Annotated in this window: 20 protein-coding genes and 1 tRNA gene; 16 read left to right on the forward strand and 5 right to left on the reverse strand. The window is 67.0% G+C overall.

Features of this window, described 5'->3' with window-relative positions; all coding sequences use genetic code 11:
- Nucleotides 1-19: 19 nt before the first annotated feature.
- A complete protein-coding gene (locus AC3WQA_RS17280; RefSeq protein WP_492676261.1) occupies nucleotides 20-2,068 on the reverse strand; it encodes an ATP-binding protein in 2,049 nt (682 codons plus the stop codon).
- Complete coding sequence (locus AC3WQA_RS17285) at nucleotides 2,065-2,856, reverse strand: response regulator (protein ID WP_492676262.1); 792 nt, start codon at nucleotides 2,854-2,856, stop codon at nucleotides 2,065-2,067. The genes AC3WQA_RS17280 and AC3WQA_RS17285 overlap by 4 nt, the downstream gene beginning before the upstream one ends.
- A 213-nt stretch (nucleotides 2,857-3,069) precedes the next feature.
- On the opposite strand from AC3WQA_RS17285, the gene pyrG reads away from it, so the two are divergent.
- The 9 genes from pyrG to truD all read left to right on the forward strand — a co-directional run bounded on the left by pyrG (nucleotide 3,070) and on the right by truD (nucleotide 10,438).
- Nucleotides 3,070-4,740 (forward strand): CTP synthase, encoded by a 1,671-nt coding sequence (pyrG, locus tag AC3WQA_RS17290; RefSeq protein WP_492676263.1) that lies wholly within the window; start codon nucleotides 3,070-3,072, stop codon nucleotides 4,738-4,740.
- Complete coding sequence (kdsA, locus tag AC3WQA_RS17295) at nucleotides 4,737-5,570, forward strand: 3-deoxy-8-phosphooctulonate synthase (protein WP_492676264.1); 834 nt, start codon at nucleotides 4,737-4,739, stop codon at nucleotides 5,568-5,570. Before pyrG ends, kdsA begins: the two co-directional genes overlap by 4 nt.
- A 149-nt stretch (nucleotides 5,571-5,719) precedes the next feature.
- Nucleotides 5,720-6,127, forward strand: a complete 408-nt coding sequence (locus AC3WQA_RS17300; protein ID WP_492676389.1) for a Tse2 family ADP-ribosyltransferase toxin — start codon at nucleotides 5,720-5,722, stop codon at nucleotides 6,125-6,127.
- Between the two features lie 75 nt (nucleotides 6,128-6,202).
- Complete coding sequence (locus AC3WQA_RS17305) at nucleotides 6,203-6,427, forward strand: hypothetical protein (RefSeq protein ID WP_492676265.1); 225 nt, start codon at nucleotides 6,203-6,205, stop codon at nucleotides 6,425-6,427.
- A 146-nt stretch (nucleotides 6,428-6,573) separates the two neighbouring features.
- Nucleotides 6,574-7,887 (forward strand): phosphopyruvate hydratase, encoded by a 1,314-nt coding sequence (gene eno, locus AC3WQA_RS17310; RefSeq protein ID WP_492676266.1) that lies wholly within the window; start codon nucleotides 6,574-6,576, stop codon nucleotides 7,885-7,887.
- Nucleotides 7,888-7,905: 18 nt separating this feature from the next.
- Nucleotides 7,906-8,244, forward strand: a complete 339-nt coding sequence (gene ftsB / locus AC3WQA_RS17315) for a cell division protein FtsB (RefSeq protein ID WP_492676267.1) — start codon at nucleotides 7,906-7,908, stop codon at nucleotides 8,242-8,244.
- A complete protein-coding gene (gene ispD / locus AC3WQA_RS17320) occupies nucleotides 8,241-8,933 on the forward strand; it encodes a 2-C-methyl-D-erythritol 4-phosphate cytidylyltransferase (protein ID WP_492676268.1) in 693 nt (230 codons plus the stop codon). Before ftsB ends, ispD begins: the two co-directional genes overlap by 4 nt.
- Nucleotides 8,930-9,409 carry a 2-C-methyl-D-erythritol 2,4-cyclodiphosphate synthase gene (ispF, locus tag AC3WQA_RS17325; RefSeq protein WP_492676269.1) on the forward strand — a complete coding sequence of 160 codons (480 nt, stop codon included), beginning with the start codon at nucleotides 8,930-8,932 and terminating at the stop codon, nucleotides 9,407-9,409. Before ispD ends, ispF begins: the two co-directional genes overlap by 4 nt.
- A gap of 3 nt (nucleotides 9,410-9,412) precedes the next feature.
- Nucleotides 9,413-10,438, forward strand: coding sequence for a tRNA pseudouridine(13) synthase TruD (gene truD / locus AC3WQA_RS17330; protein WP_492676270.1), 1,026 nt, complete (start codon nucleotides 9,413-9,415; stop codon nucleotides 10,436-10,438).
- A 138-nt stretch (nucleotides 10,439-10,576) separates the two neighbouring features.
- Here the strand turns inward: truD and AC3WQA_RS17335 are convergent, their stop codons facing one another.
- The gene (locus AC3WQA_RS17335; protein WP_492676271.1) at nucleotides 10,577-11,119 is read right to left on the reverse strand and encodes a Smr/MutS family protein; all 543 of its coding nucleotides are present in this window, start codon (nucleotides 11,117-11,119) and stop codon (nucleotides 10,577-10,579) included.
- A gap of 121 nt (nucleotides 11,120-11,240) precedes the next feature.
- On the opposite strand from AC3WQA_RS17335, the gene surE reads away from it, so the two are divergent.
- From surE to AC3WQA_RS17355, 4 genes are read left to right on the forward strand one after another with little or no spacing between them, the layout of a single operon-like run.
- Entirely contained in the window at nucleotides 11,241-12,029 is a 789-nt protein-coding gene (surE, locus tag AC3WQA_RS17340; protein ID WP_492676272.1) for a 5'/3'-nucleotidase SurE, read from the forward strand.
- Nucleotide 12,030: 1 nt separating this feature from the next.
- Nucleotides 12,031-12,723: a protein-L-isoaspartate(D-aspartate) O-methyltransferase gene (locus AC3WQA_RS17345; protein ID WP_492676273.1), complete on the forward strand. Its 693-nt coding sequence runs from the start codon at nucleotides 12,031-12,033 to the stop codon at nucleotides 12,721-12,723.
- Between the two features lie 26 nt (nucleotides 12,724-12,749).
- Nucleotides 12,750-13,361, forward strand: coding sequence for a YqaA family protein (locus tag AC3WQA_RS17350; protein WP_492676274.1), 612 nt, complete (start codon nucleotides 12,750-12,752; stop codon nucleotides 13,359-13,361).
- Between the two features lie 47 nt (nucleotides 13,362-13,408).
- The gene (locus tag AC3WQA_RS17355; protein WP_492676275.1) at nucleotides 13,409-14,419 is read left to right on the forward strand and encodes a peptidoglycan DD-metalloendopeptidase family protein; all 1,011 of its coding nucleotides are present in this window, start codon (nucleotides 13,409-13,411) and stop codon (nucleotides 14,417-14,419) included.
- Nucleotides 14,420-14,585: 166 nt separating this feature from the next.
- Here AC3WQA_RS17355 and AC3WQA_RS17360 read toward each other — a convergent pair whose 3' ends face one another.
- Together AC3WQA_RS17360 and yhbY are read right to left on the reverse strand one after the other, a co-directional pair.
- Nucleotides 14,586-14,963: an Mth938-like domain-containing protein gene (locus AC3WQA_RS17360; protein ID WP_492676276.1), complete on the reverse strand. Its 378-nt coding sequence runs from the start codon at nucleotides 14,961-14,963 to the stop codon at nucleotides 14,586-14,588.
- 11 nt (nucleotides 14,964-14,974) lie between these two features.
- Nucleotides 14,975-15,271 (reverse strand): ribosome assembly RNA-binding protein YhbY, encoded by a 297-nt coding sequence (gene yhbY, locus AC3WQA_RS17365; RefSeq protein ID WP_492676277.1) that lies wholly within the window; start codon nucleotides 15,269-15,271, stop codon nucleotides 14,975-14,977.
- A gap of 75 nt (nucleotides 15,272-15,346) precedes the next feature.
- On the opposite strand from yhbY, the gene rlmE reads away from it, so the two are divergent.
- The 3 genes from rlmE (at nucleotide 15,347) to AC3WQA_RS17380 (ending at nucleotide 18,210) form a co-directional block, all read left to right on the forward strand.
- Nucleotides 15,347-15,997, forward strand: coding sequence for a 23S rRNA (uridine(2552)-2'-O)-methyltransferase RlmE (gene rlmE, locus AC3WQA_RS17370; RefSeq protein ID WP_492676278.1), 651 nt, complete (start codon nucleotides 15,347-15,349; stop codon nucleotides 15,995-15,997).
- Entirely contained in the window at nucleotides 15,994-17,949 is a 1,956-nt protein-coding gene (ftsH, locus tag AC3WQA_RS17375) for an ATP-dependent zinc metalloprotease FtsH (protein WP_492676279.1), read from the forward strand. The genes rlmE and ftsH overlap by 4 nt, the downstream gene beginning before the upstream one ends.
- A 184-nt stretch (nucleotides 17,950-18,133) precedes the next feature.
- Nucleotides 18,134-18,210 (forward strand) — tRNA-Arg (locus AC3WQA_RS17380).
- The last annotated feature ends 146 nt before the right edge of the window (nucleotides 18,211-18,356 follow it).

Genomic DNA, 18,356 nt, shown 5'->3' on the forward strand with positions numbered 1-18,356 from the left:
TTTCGCCATCGGGCGAGATTCAGTCCGACCGCAGGATGCGCTGCACTGCCTCGGTCAGTTGCTCCCGCTGGTAGGGTTTGCGCAGCAGTTCGTAGGGCGCGCTGGACTGGGCCGGTTCGTGTGGCATGCCGCCGCCTTCGTAGCCGGACGCAAGCAGTACGGGCAACCCGGGTCGCAGGCGCTGCGCGGCTTGCGCCAGCTCAATGCCGTTCATGCCGCTGCCGAGCACCACGTCGGAAAACAGCAGGCTGATGTCCGGATGATCGGTCAGTAGCTGCAGCGCGGCCTTTGCGTCAGGGGCGTCGAGCACGGAGTGTCCCAGGGCGCGCAGGAATCGCACGGCGACCTGGCGCACGTCGGCCTCGTCTTCCACCACGAGGATGGTGCCGCGTGGCGCATGGCGAGTCGTGCGCGTGACAGGCACAGGTTCGTTGGAACGGGTCGCCGTGGCCACGGGCAGCAGCAGTTCCACCCGGGTGCCGTAGCCCAGACGGCTATCGATGGTGAAGGCACCGCCCGATTGCGAGGCGAAACCGTACACCATGCTCAGCCCCAACCCGCTGCCCTTGCCGACTGCCTTGGTGGTGAAGAAAGGTTCCAGTACGTGTGCTCGAATCTCTGGCGCAATGCCGGTGCCGGTGTCGCTGATGGCAAAGGCGACATAGCGTGCGGGCGGAAGTTTCCAGTCGTTTTCCGTGCTGGCGACGACCACCTCGCGCGCGGCAATGGTGAGCCTTCCGCCGCGTGGCATGGCGTCGCGCGCGTTCAGCGCCAGGTTGACCAGCGCGGTGTCCAGTTCGTTGGGGTCGGCGTAGATGTCCGGCACGCCGGCGGCGCAATCGATCTCGATGGCGATGGCCTCGCCCAGGGTTCGCCGCAGCATGCGCCCCAGTTCCTCCAGCAAGGGCTGGGGCACCACGGCACGCGGTTGCAGCGGTTGGCGCCTGGCGAATGCCAGCAGGCGATGCGTGAGGCTGGCGCCGCGGCTGACGGCGCGGCTGGCGCTTTCGATGATCTCCTGGGCGGCGGAATCGGTCGGCAGCTCGGCTTCCAGCAACTGCAGGTTGCCGGAGATCACGGTGAGCAGGTTGTTGAAATCGTGGGCGACGCCGCCGGTGAGCTGGCCGATGGCTTCCAGCCGCAGGACATGCGCCAGATGCTCTTCGGTGCGATTGCGCTGGCCGGCGGCGGCGAGCAGGTTCGCCACTGAGCGCAAGAAGTCGATTTTGCCGTGGTCGAACGGCGTGCTTTCCGTCGTCAAGGCGGCAATGGCGCCCAGCGATTCATCGCGTCCGACCAGGGGAACGATCGCGGCGTCGCGGAATCCGGCGGCCTCGATGCTGGCGTAAACCGGCGCCAGGTGCGCATGGTGCGGGTTAGCCATGGTCATGGCATCCGGGCCGCCGGCCACGAAGGTATTGCGGATGAACCGGGTATCGCCAAAGGCCGCGGTCAGGCTTTTTGCGGCAGACTCGGACAAGCCCGTCGACGCACGGATGTAGGGGTATTTGTGCCGCCAGTCGGTGGAAAAAACCGCTACCGCCCCGACTTCCAGGGCATCGGCCACCAGCTCGGGGATGCGCTGGATGGCTTTCTCGTAGTCGGGCGATTCCACCGCCAGGCGGCCGATCTGCATGACGATGGTGTCGCGCCGCGCGTGCTCCTGTACGCGGCGCGCACGCCAGGTCTGCGAAATGTCGCGCACGGAAACCACCACGACCGTGCCTTGTTCGGTTGCGACGGGGGCAAGGCTTACGCCGATGGGGAACCGCTCGCCACTCTGGCGCTGTCCACTGAGCTCGCGCTCGGAAATCACCACGCGCGACAGCGGTGTGCGCATGAATTCCTGCCGGTGTGCACGATGCGCCTCGCGCAGATGCGAGGGAACCAGCACCTCCAGCTCCTTGCCGCACAGGGCGCCGTCGGCGTAGCCGAACATGTGCTCAGCCTGGCCGTTGGCAAGCACGACGATGCCCGCGGCATCCACGGCCAGCGTGGCATCCGGGGTGAGGGCAAGCCAGCCACGCAGGCTTTCGATAGTGGCGTGGGGGATGGTGCCGGCGTTCATGCGTCGCGCAGGCTCGTTACCACCGCAACGAAAATGTAGCCGGCGCCACGCAACGACTTGATGAGGACGGGGTGGGCCGGGTCGGTTTCGATCTTGCGGCGCAAGCGCCCCACCTGGACGTCGATGGCGCGGTCAAAAGGCGCAGCGTCGCGCTTGCGGGTCTGCTGCATCAGCGCGTCGCGCGACAGCACCTGGTTCGGGTGTTCAAGGAAAACGCGCAGCAGCTCGTATTCGCCGGTGGATAGCGCCATGGAGGTGCCATCTTCGGTACACAGCGAGCGCAGCCGGGTATCCAGGCGGAAGCCGGCGAAGTGGTGGATGACGGCTTCCGACGCTTCGGCCGCCATGGTGGGCTGGCTGCGGCGCAGGGCGCTGCGTACCCGGGCGAGCAATTCGCGCAGGTCGAAGGGTTTGGTGACGTAATCGTCGGCGCCGAGTTCCAACCCCACCACCCGATCCACCGATTCACCGCGGCCGGTAATCAGGATGAGCGCGCCGTGCCATCGCTGGCGCAATTGCCGTGTCAACTCGAAGCCGTCCTCGCCGGGGAGGCCCACGTCCAGTAAAAGCAGGTCAACCGTGTGCCGCGCCAGTTCGGCGCGCAGCGTCTGGCCATTGTCGGCCGTTGCAACCGAATAGCCCTGCTGGGAAAAATAACGGCGCAACAAATCGCGCACGTCCGGATCGTCGTCCACGATCAGCAGGTTGCGCGAATCTTGCGGCGGCGAGGTGGCGCTCAATGCCCGGTTCTCCTCGAGGGCCAGGGTGCGAGAAGGCAGCAGCGGCAAGCCTAGGGTACAGCGCCGGTCTGGTGTTGATGCGGGTCAAGCGGCCGGGTTGTTGCCGGCCGCCGACTCCTCGCGAAGTGCGTCGGACTGGAACCCTCCCGTGCGGGGAGCCGGGGGGCCGCCTCCCCGGCCACATGGATCCGCACTGCCGCCGCATCTCGCGGTGGCGCCCGTCTGCCGCTAGAATGTGCCTTTCCAGCACGGCTGTTTCCCATGACTCCCCTGATTTTCGTCACCGGCGGCGTGGTGTCCTCCTTGGGCAAGGGCATCGCCGCGGCGTCGCTGGCCTCCATCCTGGAAGCGCGTGGCCTCTCGGTCACCATGATGAAGCTCGATCCCTACATCAATGTGGATCCGGGCACCATGAGCCCCTTCCAGCACGGCGAGGTCTACGTGACCGACGACGGCGCGGAGACCGACCTCGACCTCGGCCACTACGAACGTTTCGTCCATACCCGGCTCACCGGCAAGAATTCCATCACCACCGGCAAGATCTACGAATCGGTGATCCGCAAGGAGCGCCGCGGCGACTACCTGGGCGCCACCGTGCAGGTGATCCCGCACATCACCGACGAGATCAAGCACTGCATCCACGAGGCCACCCGCGGTTTCGACGTGGCGCTGGTGGAGATCGGCGGCACGGTGGGCGACATCGAGTCGCTGCCGTTCCTGGAAGCGATCCGCCAGCTGCGCATCGAGCACGGTGCCGGCAAGTGCCTGTTCATGCATCTCACCCTGGTGCCCTACATCAAGGCCGCCGGCGAGATCAAGACCAAGCCCACCCAGCACTCGGTGAAGGAACTGCGCTCCATCGGCATCCAGCCCGACGTGCTGCTGTGCCGCAGCGAGCAGCCGCTGCCCGAGGGCGAGCGGCGCAAGATCGCGCTGTTCACCAACGTGGCCGAGGAAGCCGTCATCAGCGCGGTGGACGTGGACGTGATCTACAAGATGCCGCTGTGGCTGCACGAGCAGGGGCTGGACGAGATCGTGGTGAAGCGGCTGGGGCTGGACGCCAGGCCGGCCGACCTCTCCGCCTGGGAGCGCACGGTGGATGCCGTGGTGCACCCGAAGGACGAGGTCACCGTGGCCATCGTCGGCAAGTACGTGGAGCACAAGGACGCCTACAAGTCGCTGGCCGAGGCGCTGCGCCACGGCGGCATCAAGCAGCAGACGCGGGTGAACCTGCACTGGGTCGACTCCGAGCAGGTCGAGAACGACGGCGCCGCCAAGGTGCTCGGCCACGCCGACGCCATCCTGGTTCCCGGCGGCTTCGGCAAGCGCGGTTTCGAGGGCAAGGTGCTGGCGGCGCAGTACGCCCGCGAGCATCGCGTGCCGTACTTCGGCATCTGCTACGGCATGCACGCGGCAGTGGTGGATTTCGCCCGTCACGTGGCCGGACTGGCCGACGCCGACTCCAGCGAGAACGAGCGCAACACGGCCAATCCGGTGATCGGCCTCATCACCGAGTGGACCACCGCCACGGGCGAGGTGGAGCAGCGCAGCGAGCGTTCGGATCTGGGCGGCACCATGCGCCTGGGCTCGCAGGAGTGCCGCCTGAAGGCCGGCAGCCTGGCGCGCGAGCTGTACGGCCAGGACGTGATGCGCGAGCGCCACCGCCACCGCTACGAATTCAACAACCGCTACCGCCAGAGTTTCGAGGATCTGGGCCTGGTGATCTCCGGCAAGTCGATGGACGACCTGCTGGTGGAGATCGTCGAGTTGCCGCCGCAGCAACATCCGTGGTTCCTCGGCTGCCAGGCGCATCCGGAGTTCACCTCCACCCCGCGCGACGGCCATCCGCTGTTCATCGGTTTCGTGCGCGCTGCGCGCGAGTTCAAGGCCGTGCGCAGCGGCGAAAAGCTGGCGCAGGAGAAGGTCGCATGAAGCTGTGCGGCTTCGAGGTTGGGCTGGATCGGCCGCTGTTCCTGATCGCCGGCCCCTGCGTGGTCGAGTCCGAGCAGCTGCAGCTGGACACCGCCGGCACGCTGAAGGAGATCACCGCGCGGCTCGGCGTGAACTTCATCTTCAAGTCCAGCTTCGACAAGGCGAACCGTTCCTCCGGCGAGAGCTTCCGCGGGCCGGGGCTGGAAGAAGGCCTGCGCATCCTCGGCGAAGTGAAGCGGCAGATCGGCGTGCCGGTGCTCACCGACGTGCACGAATACACGCCGATGGACGAGGTCGCCGCGGTGGTCGACGTGCTGCAGACGCCGGCCTTCCTGTGCCGGCAGACCGACTTCATCCAGAAGGTGGCGCGCGCCGGCAAGCCGGTGAACATCAAGAAGGGCCAGTTCCTGGCGCCGTGGGACATGCAGCACGTGGTGGCCAAGGCCAGGGCCGTCGGCAACGACGCCATCATGGTGTGCGAGCGCGGCGCCAGCTTCGGCTACAACAACCTCGTCTCGGACATGCGCTCGCTCAGCGTGATGCGCGAGACCGGCTGCCCGGTGGTGTTCGACGCCACCCACTCGGTGCAGTTGCCGGGCGGGCAGGGCGCCAGCTCCGGCGGCCAGCGCGAATTCGTGCCGGTGCTGGCACGTGCGGCGGTCGCGGTGGGTGTGGCCGGCCTGTTCGCGGAAACGCATCCGGACCCGAGCAGGGCGCTGTCGGATGGCCCGAACGCATGGCCGCTGGGCAAGATGGAGGCGCTGCTGGAAACCCTGATGGAACTGGATGCCGTGACCAAGCGGCACCGCTTCCTCGAAAATAGCCTGTAGTGCAACGAGTGCTGCCGAACCGATCTGTCAACGTGGAGGATGGACGATGGCCAAAACAGAGTGGGAGCTTTTTCGGGCTATTCACCGTAGTTCGCCTGATTGCAGCCGTCTTGATGATCTGGATGCCGGGAAAAATGGGGCTAGTAGCGATGGACTGTTGCACGCGCGGATTCAAGGTGCAGTTCAGATGGGTTCGGACGGCAGGCAGTTTGTTGAGGGGGGCTGATCTGACGCGTGAGCGAACTGGCGAGGATGGCCCTTGGTACGTGCTTGCTGACGGTGGAACATCCATGCATGACGTTCCCGGTTGGTTCGGCTATGCCGAGTGGAGCTATTTTAATGTGCCCAAGGGCACCGAATACTGCGATGACGTTCTCTTTTTCAAGCCTGACAAGAATCAGAAATGGAACAGAAGCAAGACAGTGAAGGGGCGGCATTACACCGTGCGTCCAAAAACAAGGATGACGCTGGATGCCTATTTCGGGGCGCTCGATAATCTCGCGCGTGCGGCCATAGCCCGTTCAGTCGCCTTGGGGAAGCCGGTCAAGGTGCGTTAAGTAGATTGAACTGGCAAAAAGTAAGACGCTAGATTTGGTCGTTGACTGCTATCGAATCACGAGGAGGGTGTGGTCATGCCGCAGATCGGAGCGCGATCCTTGGTGTTGGTCATTCAGGCGGTGGATAGGGAAATCAATCGGCTGACAAGTTTGCCGGACGAGTCCATTAGCCCGGCGGAAGAGTTGCTCTTGGTCGACTATGAGGCACTGGCTGATGAGCTGGAGGATGCCTATGCCGAAGTGACGCAAGGTCAGACCAACCTGCCGGACTACAAGCTGCTTGTAACCGATCGTGGTTAATGGTGATTCGCCAGCGAGCTTTGCAATCGCCCCAGCTTGTCGAGCCGGCTTTGCCGGCGATTGGGATTCGCGTTGGAATATTTGTCCTTTGAGCTAACGGTAGCCTTTGGATCTTTGGTCTTTTTCAGAAGTTAAACGGAAATCACATGAGCACCGACATCACCCGCATCCACGCCCGTGAAATCCTCGACTCGCGCGGCAACCCCACGCTGGAAGCCGAAGTTACCCTGGCCGGCGGCGGCTTCGGCCGCGCTGCGGTGCCCAGCGGCGCGTCCACCGGGTCGCGCGAGTCGGTCGAGCTGCGCGACGGCGACAAGTCGCGCTACGGCGGCAAGGGCGTGAAGAAGGCGGTGGCCAACGTCAACGGCGCCATCGCCAGCGCGCTGAAGGGTTTCGATGCAGCCAACCAGGGCGGCCTGGACGCCACACTGATCAACCTCGACGGCACGCCGAACAAGGGCAAGCTGGGCGCCAATGCGCTGCTCGGCGTGTCGATGGCGGCTGCCCATGCGGTGGCCGCCCAGCGCAAGCAGGCGCTGTGGCAGTACCTGGCAGAGATCAACGGCACCACCGGCAAGCCCGGCGCGCTGCCGGTGCCGATGATGAACATCATCAACGGCGGCGCGCATGCCGACAACAACGTCGACGTGCAGGAGTTCATGGTGCTGCCGGTCGGCGTGCCGAGCTTCGCCGAGGCGCTGCGTGCCGGCGCGGAAATCTTCCATGCGCTGAAGAGCGTGCTGCATGGCCGCGGCCTCGCCACCGCGGTGGGCGACGAGGGCGGCTTCGCGCCGAACCTGCGCTCCAACGTCGAGGCGATCGACACCATCCTCGAAGCCGTGCACAAGACCGGCTACAAGGTCGGCAGCGAGATCCTGCTCGGTCTCGACGCGGCCAGCTCGGAGTTCTATCACGACGGCAAATACGACCTCGCCGGCGAAGGCAAGCAGTACAGCTCGGCGCAGTTCGTCGACCTGCTGGCCGGCTGGGCGAAGCAGTACCCCATCGTCACCATCGAGGACGGCATGGCCGAGGGCGACTGGGACGGCTGGAAGCTGCTCACCGACACGATCGGTGACCGCGTGCAGGTGGTCGGCGACGACCTGTTCGTGACCAACCCGGTGATCTTCCGCGAAGGCATCGAGAAGAAGATCGCCAACGCGATCCTGATCAAGGTGAACCAGATCGGCACGCTGTCCGAGACGCTGGAAGCGATCGCCATGGCCGACGCGGCGAAGTACGCGGCGGTGATCTCGCACCGCTCCGGCGAAACCGAGGACACCACCATCGCCGACATCGCGGTGGCCACCACCGCCACCCAGATCAAGACCGGCTCGCTGTGCCGCAGCGACCGCGTGGCGAAGTACAACCAGCTGCTGCGCATCGAGGAGGCACTGGGTTCGGCCGCGCGCTACGCGGGCCGCGCGGCCTTCGTCAGCCTCGACCATCTGCCGGGCTGATCGGCCGCACGTTGCCCTATGTTGCGCTGGATTGCCCTGGTTCTGATCCTGCTGCTGCTCGGACTGCAATCCCGGTTGTGGTCCGCGCACGGTGGCGTGCACGAGGTGGAAGCCTTGCGCGTGTCGATCAAGAAACAGGCCGGGGAGAACGCCAGGCTGCAGCAGCGCAATCAGGCGCTGGCGGCCGATGTGGCCGACCTCAAGCACGGTGACCAGGCGGTCGAGGCGCGTGCGCGTACCGGGCTTGGCCTCATCAAACCCGGCGAAACCTTTTACCAGGTCGACAACCAGCCGGCCGGTGCGAGCAGTACGTTGCCCTTGCCGCCGCCGGCGCATCCCGGCGGTGTGCCGCCATGAGCGCAAGCCTGTGGTGCGTGGTGCCCGCTGCCGGTCGCGGATCGCGCATGGGAGCGGACTGTCCCAAGCAATACCTGCTGCTGGCCGGCAAGCCGCTGATCGAGCACACGTTGGAACGGCTGGCCGCGCATCCGCAGATCGCCGGGCTGGTGGTGGTGCTGGGCGAGGGCGATGCGCACTGGCCCGGCATCGCCAATATGCACGGCAAACCGGTGCTCACCACGGTCGGCGGCGCCGAGCGCAGCGATTCCGTGCTGGCAGGTTTGCGCGCCCTGCCACCTGCGGTAGGTGAGTCCGATTTCGTGCTGGTGCACGACGCTGCGCGCCCCTGCGTACGCGCGGCCGACATCACGCGCCTGATCGAGCGGGCTTCGGCGACTGACGGCGGCCTGCTGGGCGCGCCGTTGCGTGACACGCTCAAGCGCGCGGGCGACGGCGACCGTTGCCTCGTCACCGAGCCACGCGACCAGCGTTGGCGTGCCTTCACGCCGCAAATGTTCCGTCGCGGCGAACTGGTGGCCGCACTGCGTGCCGTGGCTGACGCGGGCCGCGCGGTCAGCGACGAGGCGATGGCGATGGAACTGGCCGGCCGCCAGCCGCTGCTGGTCGAAGGCATGGAGGACAATCTCAAGGTGACCACGACCGCCGATCTCGCGCTGGCCGAATTCCTGCTACCGAGAACCGCATGACTTTCCGCATCGGCAACGGTTTTGATGTGCATGCCTTTGGCCCCGGCGATCATGTGGTGCTGGGCGGCGTGCGCATCGCCCACACGCACGGCCTCATCGCGCATTCCGATGGCGACGTGGCGATCCACGCGCTGTGCGACGCGATCTTCGGCGCGCTCGCGCTGGGCGACATCGGCCGGCACTTTCCGCCCACCGACGCGCGCTGGCGCGACGCCGACAGCCGCCAGTTCCTGCGCCACGCCGCGCAGTTGATGACACAACAGGGCTACCGGCTGGGCAACGCCGACATCACGGTGGTCGGCGAGGCGCCCAGGATCGGCCCGCATGCGCAGGCGATGCGCGAGTGCCTTGCCGCGGATCTCGGCTGCGCGTTGGATCAGGTGAGCGTCAAGGCCACCACCACCGAGAAACTCGGCTTTACCGGTCGCGGCGAAGGCATTGCCGCGCAGGCTTGCGTGTTGCTGGAAAAAATCTGAGCCATGTCCATCGAACTGCCTTTTGCCCATGGCGCCACACCACCGCTGACCGGACGCCTTCGCCTTGCCAATGAAGATTTCCTCGTTGAGGAAATCCTGGGCTACGACGCCGAGGGCAGCGGCGAGCATGCCCTGCTGTGGGTGGAGAAGCGTGGCGCCAACACCGATTGGACGGCCCGCGAGCTGGCGAAGTTCGCCGGCGTACCGCCGCTCAACGTGGGCTTTGCGGGACTCAAGGATCGCCACGCGGTGACGCGGCAGGCCTTCACCGTGCAGCTCGCCGGCAAGCCCGATCCCGACTGGTCGGCCTTTCCGCATGCGGAGGTGAAGGTGCTGGCCGCCACGCGCCACAGCCGCAAGCTCAAGCGCGGCGCGCTGCGCGGCAACCGCTTCGTGCTGGTGCTGCGCGAGGTGCAGGGCGAGCACGAACGTGCCGAGGCGGTGCTCGCCGCCATCGCCGCGCGCGGCGTGCCCAACTATTTCGGCGAGCAGCGTTTCGGCCGCGAGGGCGGCAACCTCGCGCAGGCGCGGGCGATGTTCGCCGGCAAGCGGGTGGATCGCGACAAGCGTGGCTTCCTGCTTTCGGCGGCGCGCTCGCAAATCTTCAACGACGTGCTCGCCGCCCGCGTCGAGCGTGACGCGTGGGACACGCCGCTGGAGGGCGAAATCTGGTCGCTGGCCGGTTCGCGCTCCTGGTTCGGGCCGGAGCCGTACACCGAGGTGCTGGCCGAGCGTCTCGCGCGCGGCGACATCCATCCTTCCGGCCCATTGTGGGGACAGGGTGAATCGCCGGCCACTGGCGAGGCGGGCGCGCTGGAGCGTGACGTCGCGGCGGCACACAGCGACCTTGCGCAGGGCTTGGTCGCCGCGCGCATGGAGCAGGAGCGCCGTCCGCTGCGCCTGCTGCCCAAGGATCTGCGCTGGCGCTGGCTGGCCAGCGATGCGCTGGAGCTGGCGTTCGAGCTGCCGGCGGGGGCCTATGCCACGGTGGTGGTGCGGGAAGTGGCGGCCGCACCGCAGGTCGCCTGATGGCGTCGCCCCAGAGCCAGGGCGGCGTGCTTGTTGTATCCCCAAAGCGCATCCTGCGCTTTGGGGATACGCCCTGCGCTTGCGCAGGGCTCCGGCCGGCAGTCGGCCGTTGGGCCACCCATGGTCCTGGCGTGCTCCTCAGCGCTTGAGGAGGACGACCACCGCGCCGGTGCCGCCTTGTGCGGGGCGCGCCGACGCAAACGCCACCACGTCGTCGCGCCGCCGCAGCAGGCGGTCGGTGAGCCCTTTCAGCACCGGGCCGGCGGCCTTCGAGCGCAGGCCTTTGCCGTGGATGATACGCACGCAGTGCAGGTCGCGCCGGTGCGCTTCGGCGAGAAAGTCGGCGATGGCGGCCTGCGCGGCGGCCGCGTTCATCTGGTGCAGGTCGAGCGCCTCGCCCACGCTGAACTGGCCGCGCTTGAGCTGGCGCAGCAGCTTGGGCGGATAGCCCTCGCGCAGGTAGGCGAGTTCCTCGCCCACCTCCAGGCTGGCCGGGTCGAAATCCATCACCAGCAGTTCGGCGGACACGGCGGCTTCATCGGCTTCGAACATGCGCGGGCGTGGCGCAGGCCTGGGGGTCGTGGGCGAGGCTTCGGCCTCGATGCGACGCACCTCGCCCACCGCCTCGCGGAACAAGCGGGTGTCATCGTCGCTGATGGTGACTGGCGGACGTCGTGGCATGTCGGGATGCTACCAGCCGAGGCCCGGCGCTCGTGAAACCCCGCGCCCGCTCGGCTAAACTCGGGAGGTTCAGGCGCTCGTCGATGGCGGCGGGCGCAATGCGGGTCAGGCACGGAGCAACATGCGAGTTCTAGTCAGCAACGATGATGGCGTGGATGCGCGAGGCATCCGTGTGCTGGCCGAACATCTGGCCGCGGTGGGCGAGGTGATCGTGGTGGCGCCCGACCGCGACCGCAGCGGCGCCAGCAATTCGTTGACGCTGGACGTGCCGATCCGCGCCACGCGCCTGGAGGACGGCCGCTACCGCGTGGCCGGTACCCCCACCGATTGCGTGCATCTGGCGCTTTCCGGCCTGCTCGACGACGAGCCCGACATCGTGGTGTCGGGCATCAACAATTCGGCCAACCTCGGCGACGACGTGATCTATTCGGGAACGGTGTCGGCAGCGATGGAAGGGCGCTTCCTGGGCCTGCCGTCGATTGCCGTGTCGCTGGTCAGCGCCGATCACGTGGGCATGCACTACGACACCGCCGCGCAGGCCGTGTTGCGGCTGATGCAGCGCCTGCTGGTCGATCCGCTGCCGGCCGACACCATCTTGAACGTCAACGTGCCGGATCGGCCGTGGACGGAGATCCGCGGTTTCGAGGTCACCCGGCTGGGGCGCCGCCACCGCTCCGCGCCGTGCATCGAGCGCACCGATCCGCGCGGCCGGTCGGTGTGGTGGATCGGCCCATCCGGCGCGGTGGAGGATGCCGGCCCCGGCACCGATTTCGACGCGGTGCGTCGCGGCTACATCTCGGTGACGCCGATCCATGTCGACCTCACCCGCTTCCAGGCGCTGGAGAAGGTCAGCAGCTGGATGGTCGCGCTGGGCGAGGACATGCCTGTCGCCGGCGACAAGGCGGCCTGAGATGACCCATCCGCTGCCGCCATCCATGCTCAAGGGCGAAGGCATGACCTCGCAGCGCGCGCGCGACCGGCTCGCCGAGCAGCTCAAGGAAATGGGCATACGCGATGCCCGGGTGATCGACGTGATCCGCAACACCCCGCGCCACCATTTCATCGACCAGGCGCTGCACGCGCGCGCCTACGAGAACACCGCGCTGCCGATCGGCCAGGGCCAGACCATCTCGCAGCCCTGGGTGGTGGCGCGGATGACCGAGGCGCTGCTGGAGCATGCCGACGCGCGCGGCGTGCGGCTGGGACGGGTGCTCGAGATCGGCACCGGTTCGGGTTATCAGGCGGTGGTGCTGGCGGCGCTGGTGGAACAGCTCTACACAGTGGAGCGCATCGAGGAGCTGCTGCGCCAGGCGCGTCGCCGCTTCCGCCAGCTCGGCCTGACCAACATCCGCTCGCGCTACGACGACGGCAAACTGGGCTGGGCCGACGAGGCGCCGTTCGACGCCATCATCCTCACCGCGGCAGGCGACACCATCCCCACCAGCATCCTCGACCAGCTCAGCCCTACCGGCGTGCTCGTGGCGCCGGTCGGCTCACCCAGCCGCCAGGTGCTGCTGCGCCTGCGCGGCGACGGCCAGGGCGAGTTCGTGCAGGATGAGCTCGGCCCGGTGAGTTTCGTACCCCTACTGGGCGGCATCGGTTGATGCGCGAGCCAAGGAAACCCCGTTAGATGCGTTTGTTCGGCCAACTTTATTCGCGCGCCCTGACATGGGCGCGCCATCCCCATGCGGTGCGCTACCTGTGCTTGCTCAGCTTCGTCGAGGCCTTCATCTTTCCGATCATGCCGGAGGTGATGCTGGCGCCGATGATGCTGGGCAAGCGGCACCGCGCGTTCTTCTACGCCAACCTGAGCCTCGCCTTTTCGCTCCTTGGCGCGCTGGTGGGCTACCTGCTGGGCCACTACGCCTTCGAGGCGCTGAAGCCCGCGCTGGATAGCCTGCATCTGCTCGCGCCGATCGAACAGGGCGTGCAGAGCCTGCGCACGCAGATGGCCGAGCATCGCTGGGGCTTGTATGGCGTGCTGATACTGGCCGCGCTGCAGCCGGTGGTGCCTATGAAGTTTGTCACCTGGGCCTCGGGCATCGTCGGCGTGCCGGTGCTGCCGTTCCTGGGCTGCGTGGCGCTGGGGCGCGGCAAGCGCGTGTGGCTGCTGGCGCTGCTGATCTGGTTGTTCGGCGAACGCGCCGAACGCCTGCTGCACAAGTACATCGAGTGGATCGGCTGGGCCGTGCTGGCGCTGCTGGGGGGACTGCTGGCCTGGTGGCTATGGCGGCACGGATGACGGTTCGGCGCATGAAAATGCAGGGGTGTCTCGCTATGCTGGCAGGCATGAATCGTCTTTCGTTCCCCCTCATGATGGGCGTCGCCGCACTGGCGCTTGCTGCCTGCAGCACGGTGGTGGTGGAGCCGCCCAGCGGCGCCGCCAGCCATGCGGGCGCCGCCAGCGCGCGCACCACCGCCCCCGGCGGCAGCTACGTCGTGGCCAAGGGCGACACGCTGTATGCCATCGCTTTCCGCAAGGGCGTGGACTATCGCGCCCTGGCGAAGTGGAACGGCATCGCCGCGCCTTACACGATCTGGCCGGGGCAGCGGCTGCAGCTGTCGCCGACTGCGGGCGAGTCGGCGGCACCGACGGTGGCCGCCACCAGCGTGGCGGTCGCGACCAAATCGCCGGCACCGGCGATCCAGGCTGCGGTGCCGGCAGCGGCATCACCGATGTTCGAGGATGTGCCGGCGACACCGGCGCCGGCACCGTCCACATCGCCGTCCACCCCCGCGACGGCCGCCACCCAGCCTCATGCGCCGGCGCCCGCTGCCAGCGCGGCGGCGCACACCACGGCCGTGGCCAGCGCCGCCAAGCCAGCGGCGGCCGTGAGTGCCGGGGTCGAAGTGCCCGTGGCTGGCGTGCCCAAGGCGGCTGTCCCACCGCCGGCGCCAGCCGTCACCGGCGGCAGCGCGCATGCCGCCGGTGGGGTGACCTGGCGCTGGCCCGCCGACGGCCAGCTCCTCAAACACTTCACGCCGGGCGACGCCGTCCCCGGCATCGAGATCGCCGGCAAGGAGGGCGACCCGGTGCGCGCGGCGGCCGACGGCGTGGTGGTGTACAGCGGCAATGGCCTGGTGGGTTACGGCGAGCTGGTCATCATCAAGCACAACGACAGCCTGCTCTCGGCCTACGGCCACAACAGCCAGCGTCTGGTGAAGGAAGGCCAGCGCGTCACCGCAGGGCAGGAGATCGCGAAGATGGGCTCCAGCGGTGCCTCGCGCGTGGAGCTGGGCTTCCAGATCCGCAAGGACGGCAACCCGGTCGATCCGCTGGCTTACCTGCCGACGAAATAGCGATCCAGGGATGGGTCGCGCGTCAGGCCATCACGTTCGTGACGGCTTGACGGAGCCAGGCCGGGCTTGTCCGGCTCGGCGAGAGCGGGGGCGGGACGGCACTTCCCTGGCCGTCAGGCAAGGCTTTTCGGGTCGCTCATGGTGCGGCGCTTGAAGCTTGCCGCCGTCAGTCCGCCGGCAGCACAAACCCCACCACCACCCGCCGTTCTTCGCTGGCCAGGAGGTTGTAGGTGCGCGCGGCGGCAGCGTTGTCCATCACCTCCACGCCGATGCCCTGACGCAGGAAGCCGGCCATGAAGGCAGCAACGGGAAACACCTGGCGGTGGCCGGTGCCCAGCAGCACCACTTCGGGCTGCAGGGCGAGCAGGGTGTCCACGTGGCTGGCGTCGAGCGTGGCCGCGTCGTGCACCGGCCAGTGCTCGACTACGCGGTCGGGCGCCAGCAGGAAGCTGTCGGTGAGTTCGCGGTCGATCAGGGTGATGCCGCGCGTGCCGACGCGACGCACGAACAGGTAACCTTCGGGACGGTCGAGCGCGAGTTCCATCCGGCCGGTGCCTAGCGGGGCAGGGCGATCTTGGGCTCGTCGGCGTTGCGGCGGAACAGCACGGCCACGTGGCCGATCTGCTGCACCGCTTCGGCGCCGCTGCCGGTGAGCAAGGCGTCCAGTTGCGCCTGGCGCTCGTCCTTGTCGCCGCCGGAGAGTTTCACTTTCACCAGCTCGTGGATGGCCAGCGCCTGGCCGAGCTCCTTCACCACGGCCTCGCTGGCGCCCTTGTTGCCGAGCAGGACGACGGGGCTCAAACCGTGGGAAAGGCTGCGCAGGTAGCGGATCTGCGAGGAGGAGAGGGCCATGCGGTGGGTCGATTCGCGGGAAGTGGACGGCAAAGGGTATCATGCACCCCCGTTTCCCTGCAGTGACGTTTCCCCATGGGCCGCAGCAAAAGCAGCGCCGGCTGGCTGCGCGAGCATTTCAACGACGTCTACGTGAAGAAGGCGCAGGCCGATGGTGCGCGCTCGCGCGCGGTCTACAAGCTGGAGGAATTGATCGAACGGGACAATCTGCTCAAGCCCGGCATGAACGTGGTGGATCTGGGGGCCGCGCCGGGCAGTTGGTCGCAACTGGTGCGACGCCGGCTGGGCGACAGCGGCAAGGTGTTCGCGCTGGACATCCTGCCGATGCAGGGCATCGCCGGCGTGGATTTTCTCGAAGGTGATTTTCGCGAGGAAAGCGTGCTGCGTGAGCTGGAATCGCGTCTGGCCGGGCTCAAGGTCGACCTTGTGTTGTCCGATATGGCACCCAATATGAGCGGTGTGGCGCTTGCCGACCAGATCCGCGCCATGGATCTGGCCGAGCTGGCGCTGGATTTCTCCCGGCAGTGGCTGAAACCCGGGGGGGCGCTGCTGATCAAGCTGTTTCAGGGTGCCGGCTTCGACGACTACCTGCGCGGCTTGCGCGCGGACTTCACCCGCGTGACGATGCGTAAACCCAAGGCCTCTCGCGCGCGTTCGCGTGAGGTGTATGCACTGGCGACGGGCCGCAAGGCGGTCGCGGCGAAAACGGGCGGAACCCCTGCATGAACGAAACAGCCAAAAACGTATTGCTCTGGGTCATCATCGCGGTGGTGCTGTTCACTGTGTTCCAGGGCTTCAACCAGCACGGCGGCGGCTCATCCAGCCTGGCCTACTCGAGCTTCGTGCAGAGCGTGGCCAACGGCAATGTCTCCAGCGCCGTCATCAGCGCCGACACGCCGCCGGCCATCAGCGGCAAGCTGAAGGACGGCAGCTCCTATCGCACCGTGGCGCCGATGCTGGGCTTCTCCACCAACCAGGTGGTGAAGCAGATGCAGGACAAAGGCGTGGAAGTGCGCCAGGATCCGGCCGAGGGCTTCTCGCTGCTGGGTCTCCTGGTCAGCTGGCTGCCGGTGCTGTTGATCGTGGGTGTCTTCATCTGGTTCATGCGCCAGATGCAGTCCGGCGGTGGTGGGCGCGGCGCGATGAGCTTCGGCCGTTCGCGCGCCAAGCTGCAGGGCGAGGATCAGATCAAGGTCAACTTCTCCGACGTGGCCGGTTGCGACGAGGCCAAGGAGGAAGTGGGCGAGCTGGTGGAATTCCTGCGTGATCCGGGCAAGTTCCAGAAGCTGGGTGGCAAGATTCCGCGCGGCGTACTGATGGTCGGCCCGCCCGGCACCGGCAAGACGCTGCTGGCCAAGGCCATCGCAGGCGAGGCCAAGGTACCGTTCTTCTCGATCTCCGGCTCGGATTTCGTCGAGATGTTCGTCGGCGTGGGCGCCAGCCGCGTGCGCGACATGTTCGAGCAGGCCAAGAAGCATGCACCGTGCATCATCTTCATCGACGAAATCGACGCGGTGGGCCGCCATCGCGGCGCCGGCTTGGGCGGCGGCCACGACGAGCGCGAGCAGACGCTCAATCAATTGCTGGTCGAGATGGACGGCTTCGAGGGCAGCGAAGGCATCATCGTGATCGCGGCGACCAACCGCCCCGACGTGCTCGACCCCGCGCTGCTGCGCCCCGGCCGCTTCGACCGCCAGGTGGTGGTGGGCCTGCCCGATGTGCGCGGTCGCGAGCAGATCCTCAAGGTGCACATGCGCAAGGTGCCGATCGCCAGCGACGTCGATGCCATGACCATCGCGCGCGGCACGCCGGGCTTCTCTGGCGCCGATCTCGCCAACCTGGTCAACGAGGCGGCGCTGTTCGCCGCGCGCGAGAACGCGCGCGAGGTGCGCATGGCTCACCTGGACAAGGCGCGCGACAAGATCCTGATGGGCACCGAGCGCCGCTCGATGGCGATGAGCGAGGACGAGAAGAAGCTCACCGCCTATCACGAGGCCGGCCACGCCATCGTCGGCCGCTTGGTGCCCGAGCACGACCCGGTCTACAAGGTCACCATCATCCCGCGCGGCCGCGCGCTGGGCGTCACCATGTATCTGCCCGAGGGCGACAAGTACAGCATCAACCGCGTGGCGATCCAGTCGCAGCTGTGCTCGCTGTACGGCGGGCGCGTGGCCGAGGAGCTGATCTTCGGTAACGACAAGGTCACCACCGGTGCTTCCAACGACATCGAGCGGGCCACCAAGATGGCGCGCAACATGGCGACCAAGTGGGGACTCTCCGACGAACTCGGTCCAATTACCTATGGCGAGGACGAGGACGAGGTGTTCCTGGGCCGTTCGGTGACCCAGCACAAGAGCATTTCCAACGAGACCGCCAGCAAGATCGACGAGGTGGTGCGCGGCATCCTGGATCGCGCCTATGCGCGCAGCACGCAGCTTCTGACCAACAATCTCGACAAGCTGCATGCGATGGCCGAGGCGCTGTTGCAGTACGAAACCATCGACGCGCACCAGATCGACGACATCATGGCCGGGCGTGTGCCTGGCCCGCCCGCCGACTGGGTGCGCGATACGGGCGGCAGTTCGATGCCGCCGCCGCCACCGCCGCGCGGCGGCACGCCCGCGGCCGGCACGGTGGGCGATCCGGCGGCGCAGAGCCGCCATGGCCTGGATGGCTGAAACGGACGTCTGGACGTCTATTTCAATGGAGCGCGCGGGTGTGGCCGGGTGGTACCGGGTGGGTATCGGTGCAGACAAGAAAAAAAATTCACGGAAAGTGTTGACCTTCGCCCCGTAACCCTGAATAATCTCGCTCCTCGCTTCGGCGGTTCGGGAAACCGGCTCACGAAGCAGAACCTTGTGTGCGCCCGTAGCTCAGTTGGATAGAGTACCTGGCTACGAACTAGGTGGTCGGGAGTTCGAATCTCTCCGGGCGCACCATTTTTACCGCAAGGCGTGGCGTTCGCGTTCCGTCTTGCAACCGCGACAAGGCCGACATGGCGAGTCGTGGAATGGTGGGCAGGGTATCCTGCAGTGTTTCGAGCGATGCCTCTCGTGATCGTGCGTTGCATTTCGGGGTGCCGGCA

It is taken from the genome of Rhodanobacter sp. FW106-PBR-R2A-2-24, from assembly GCF_058789615.1.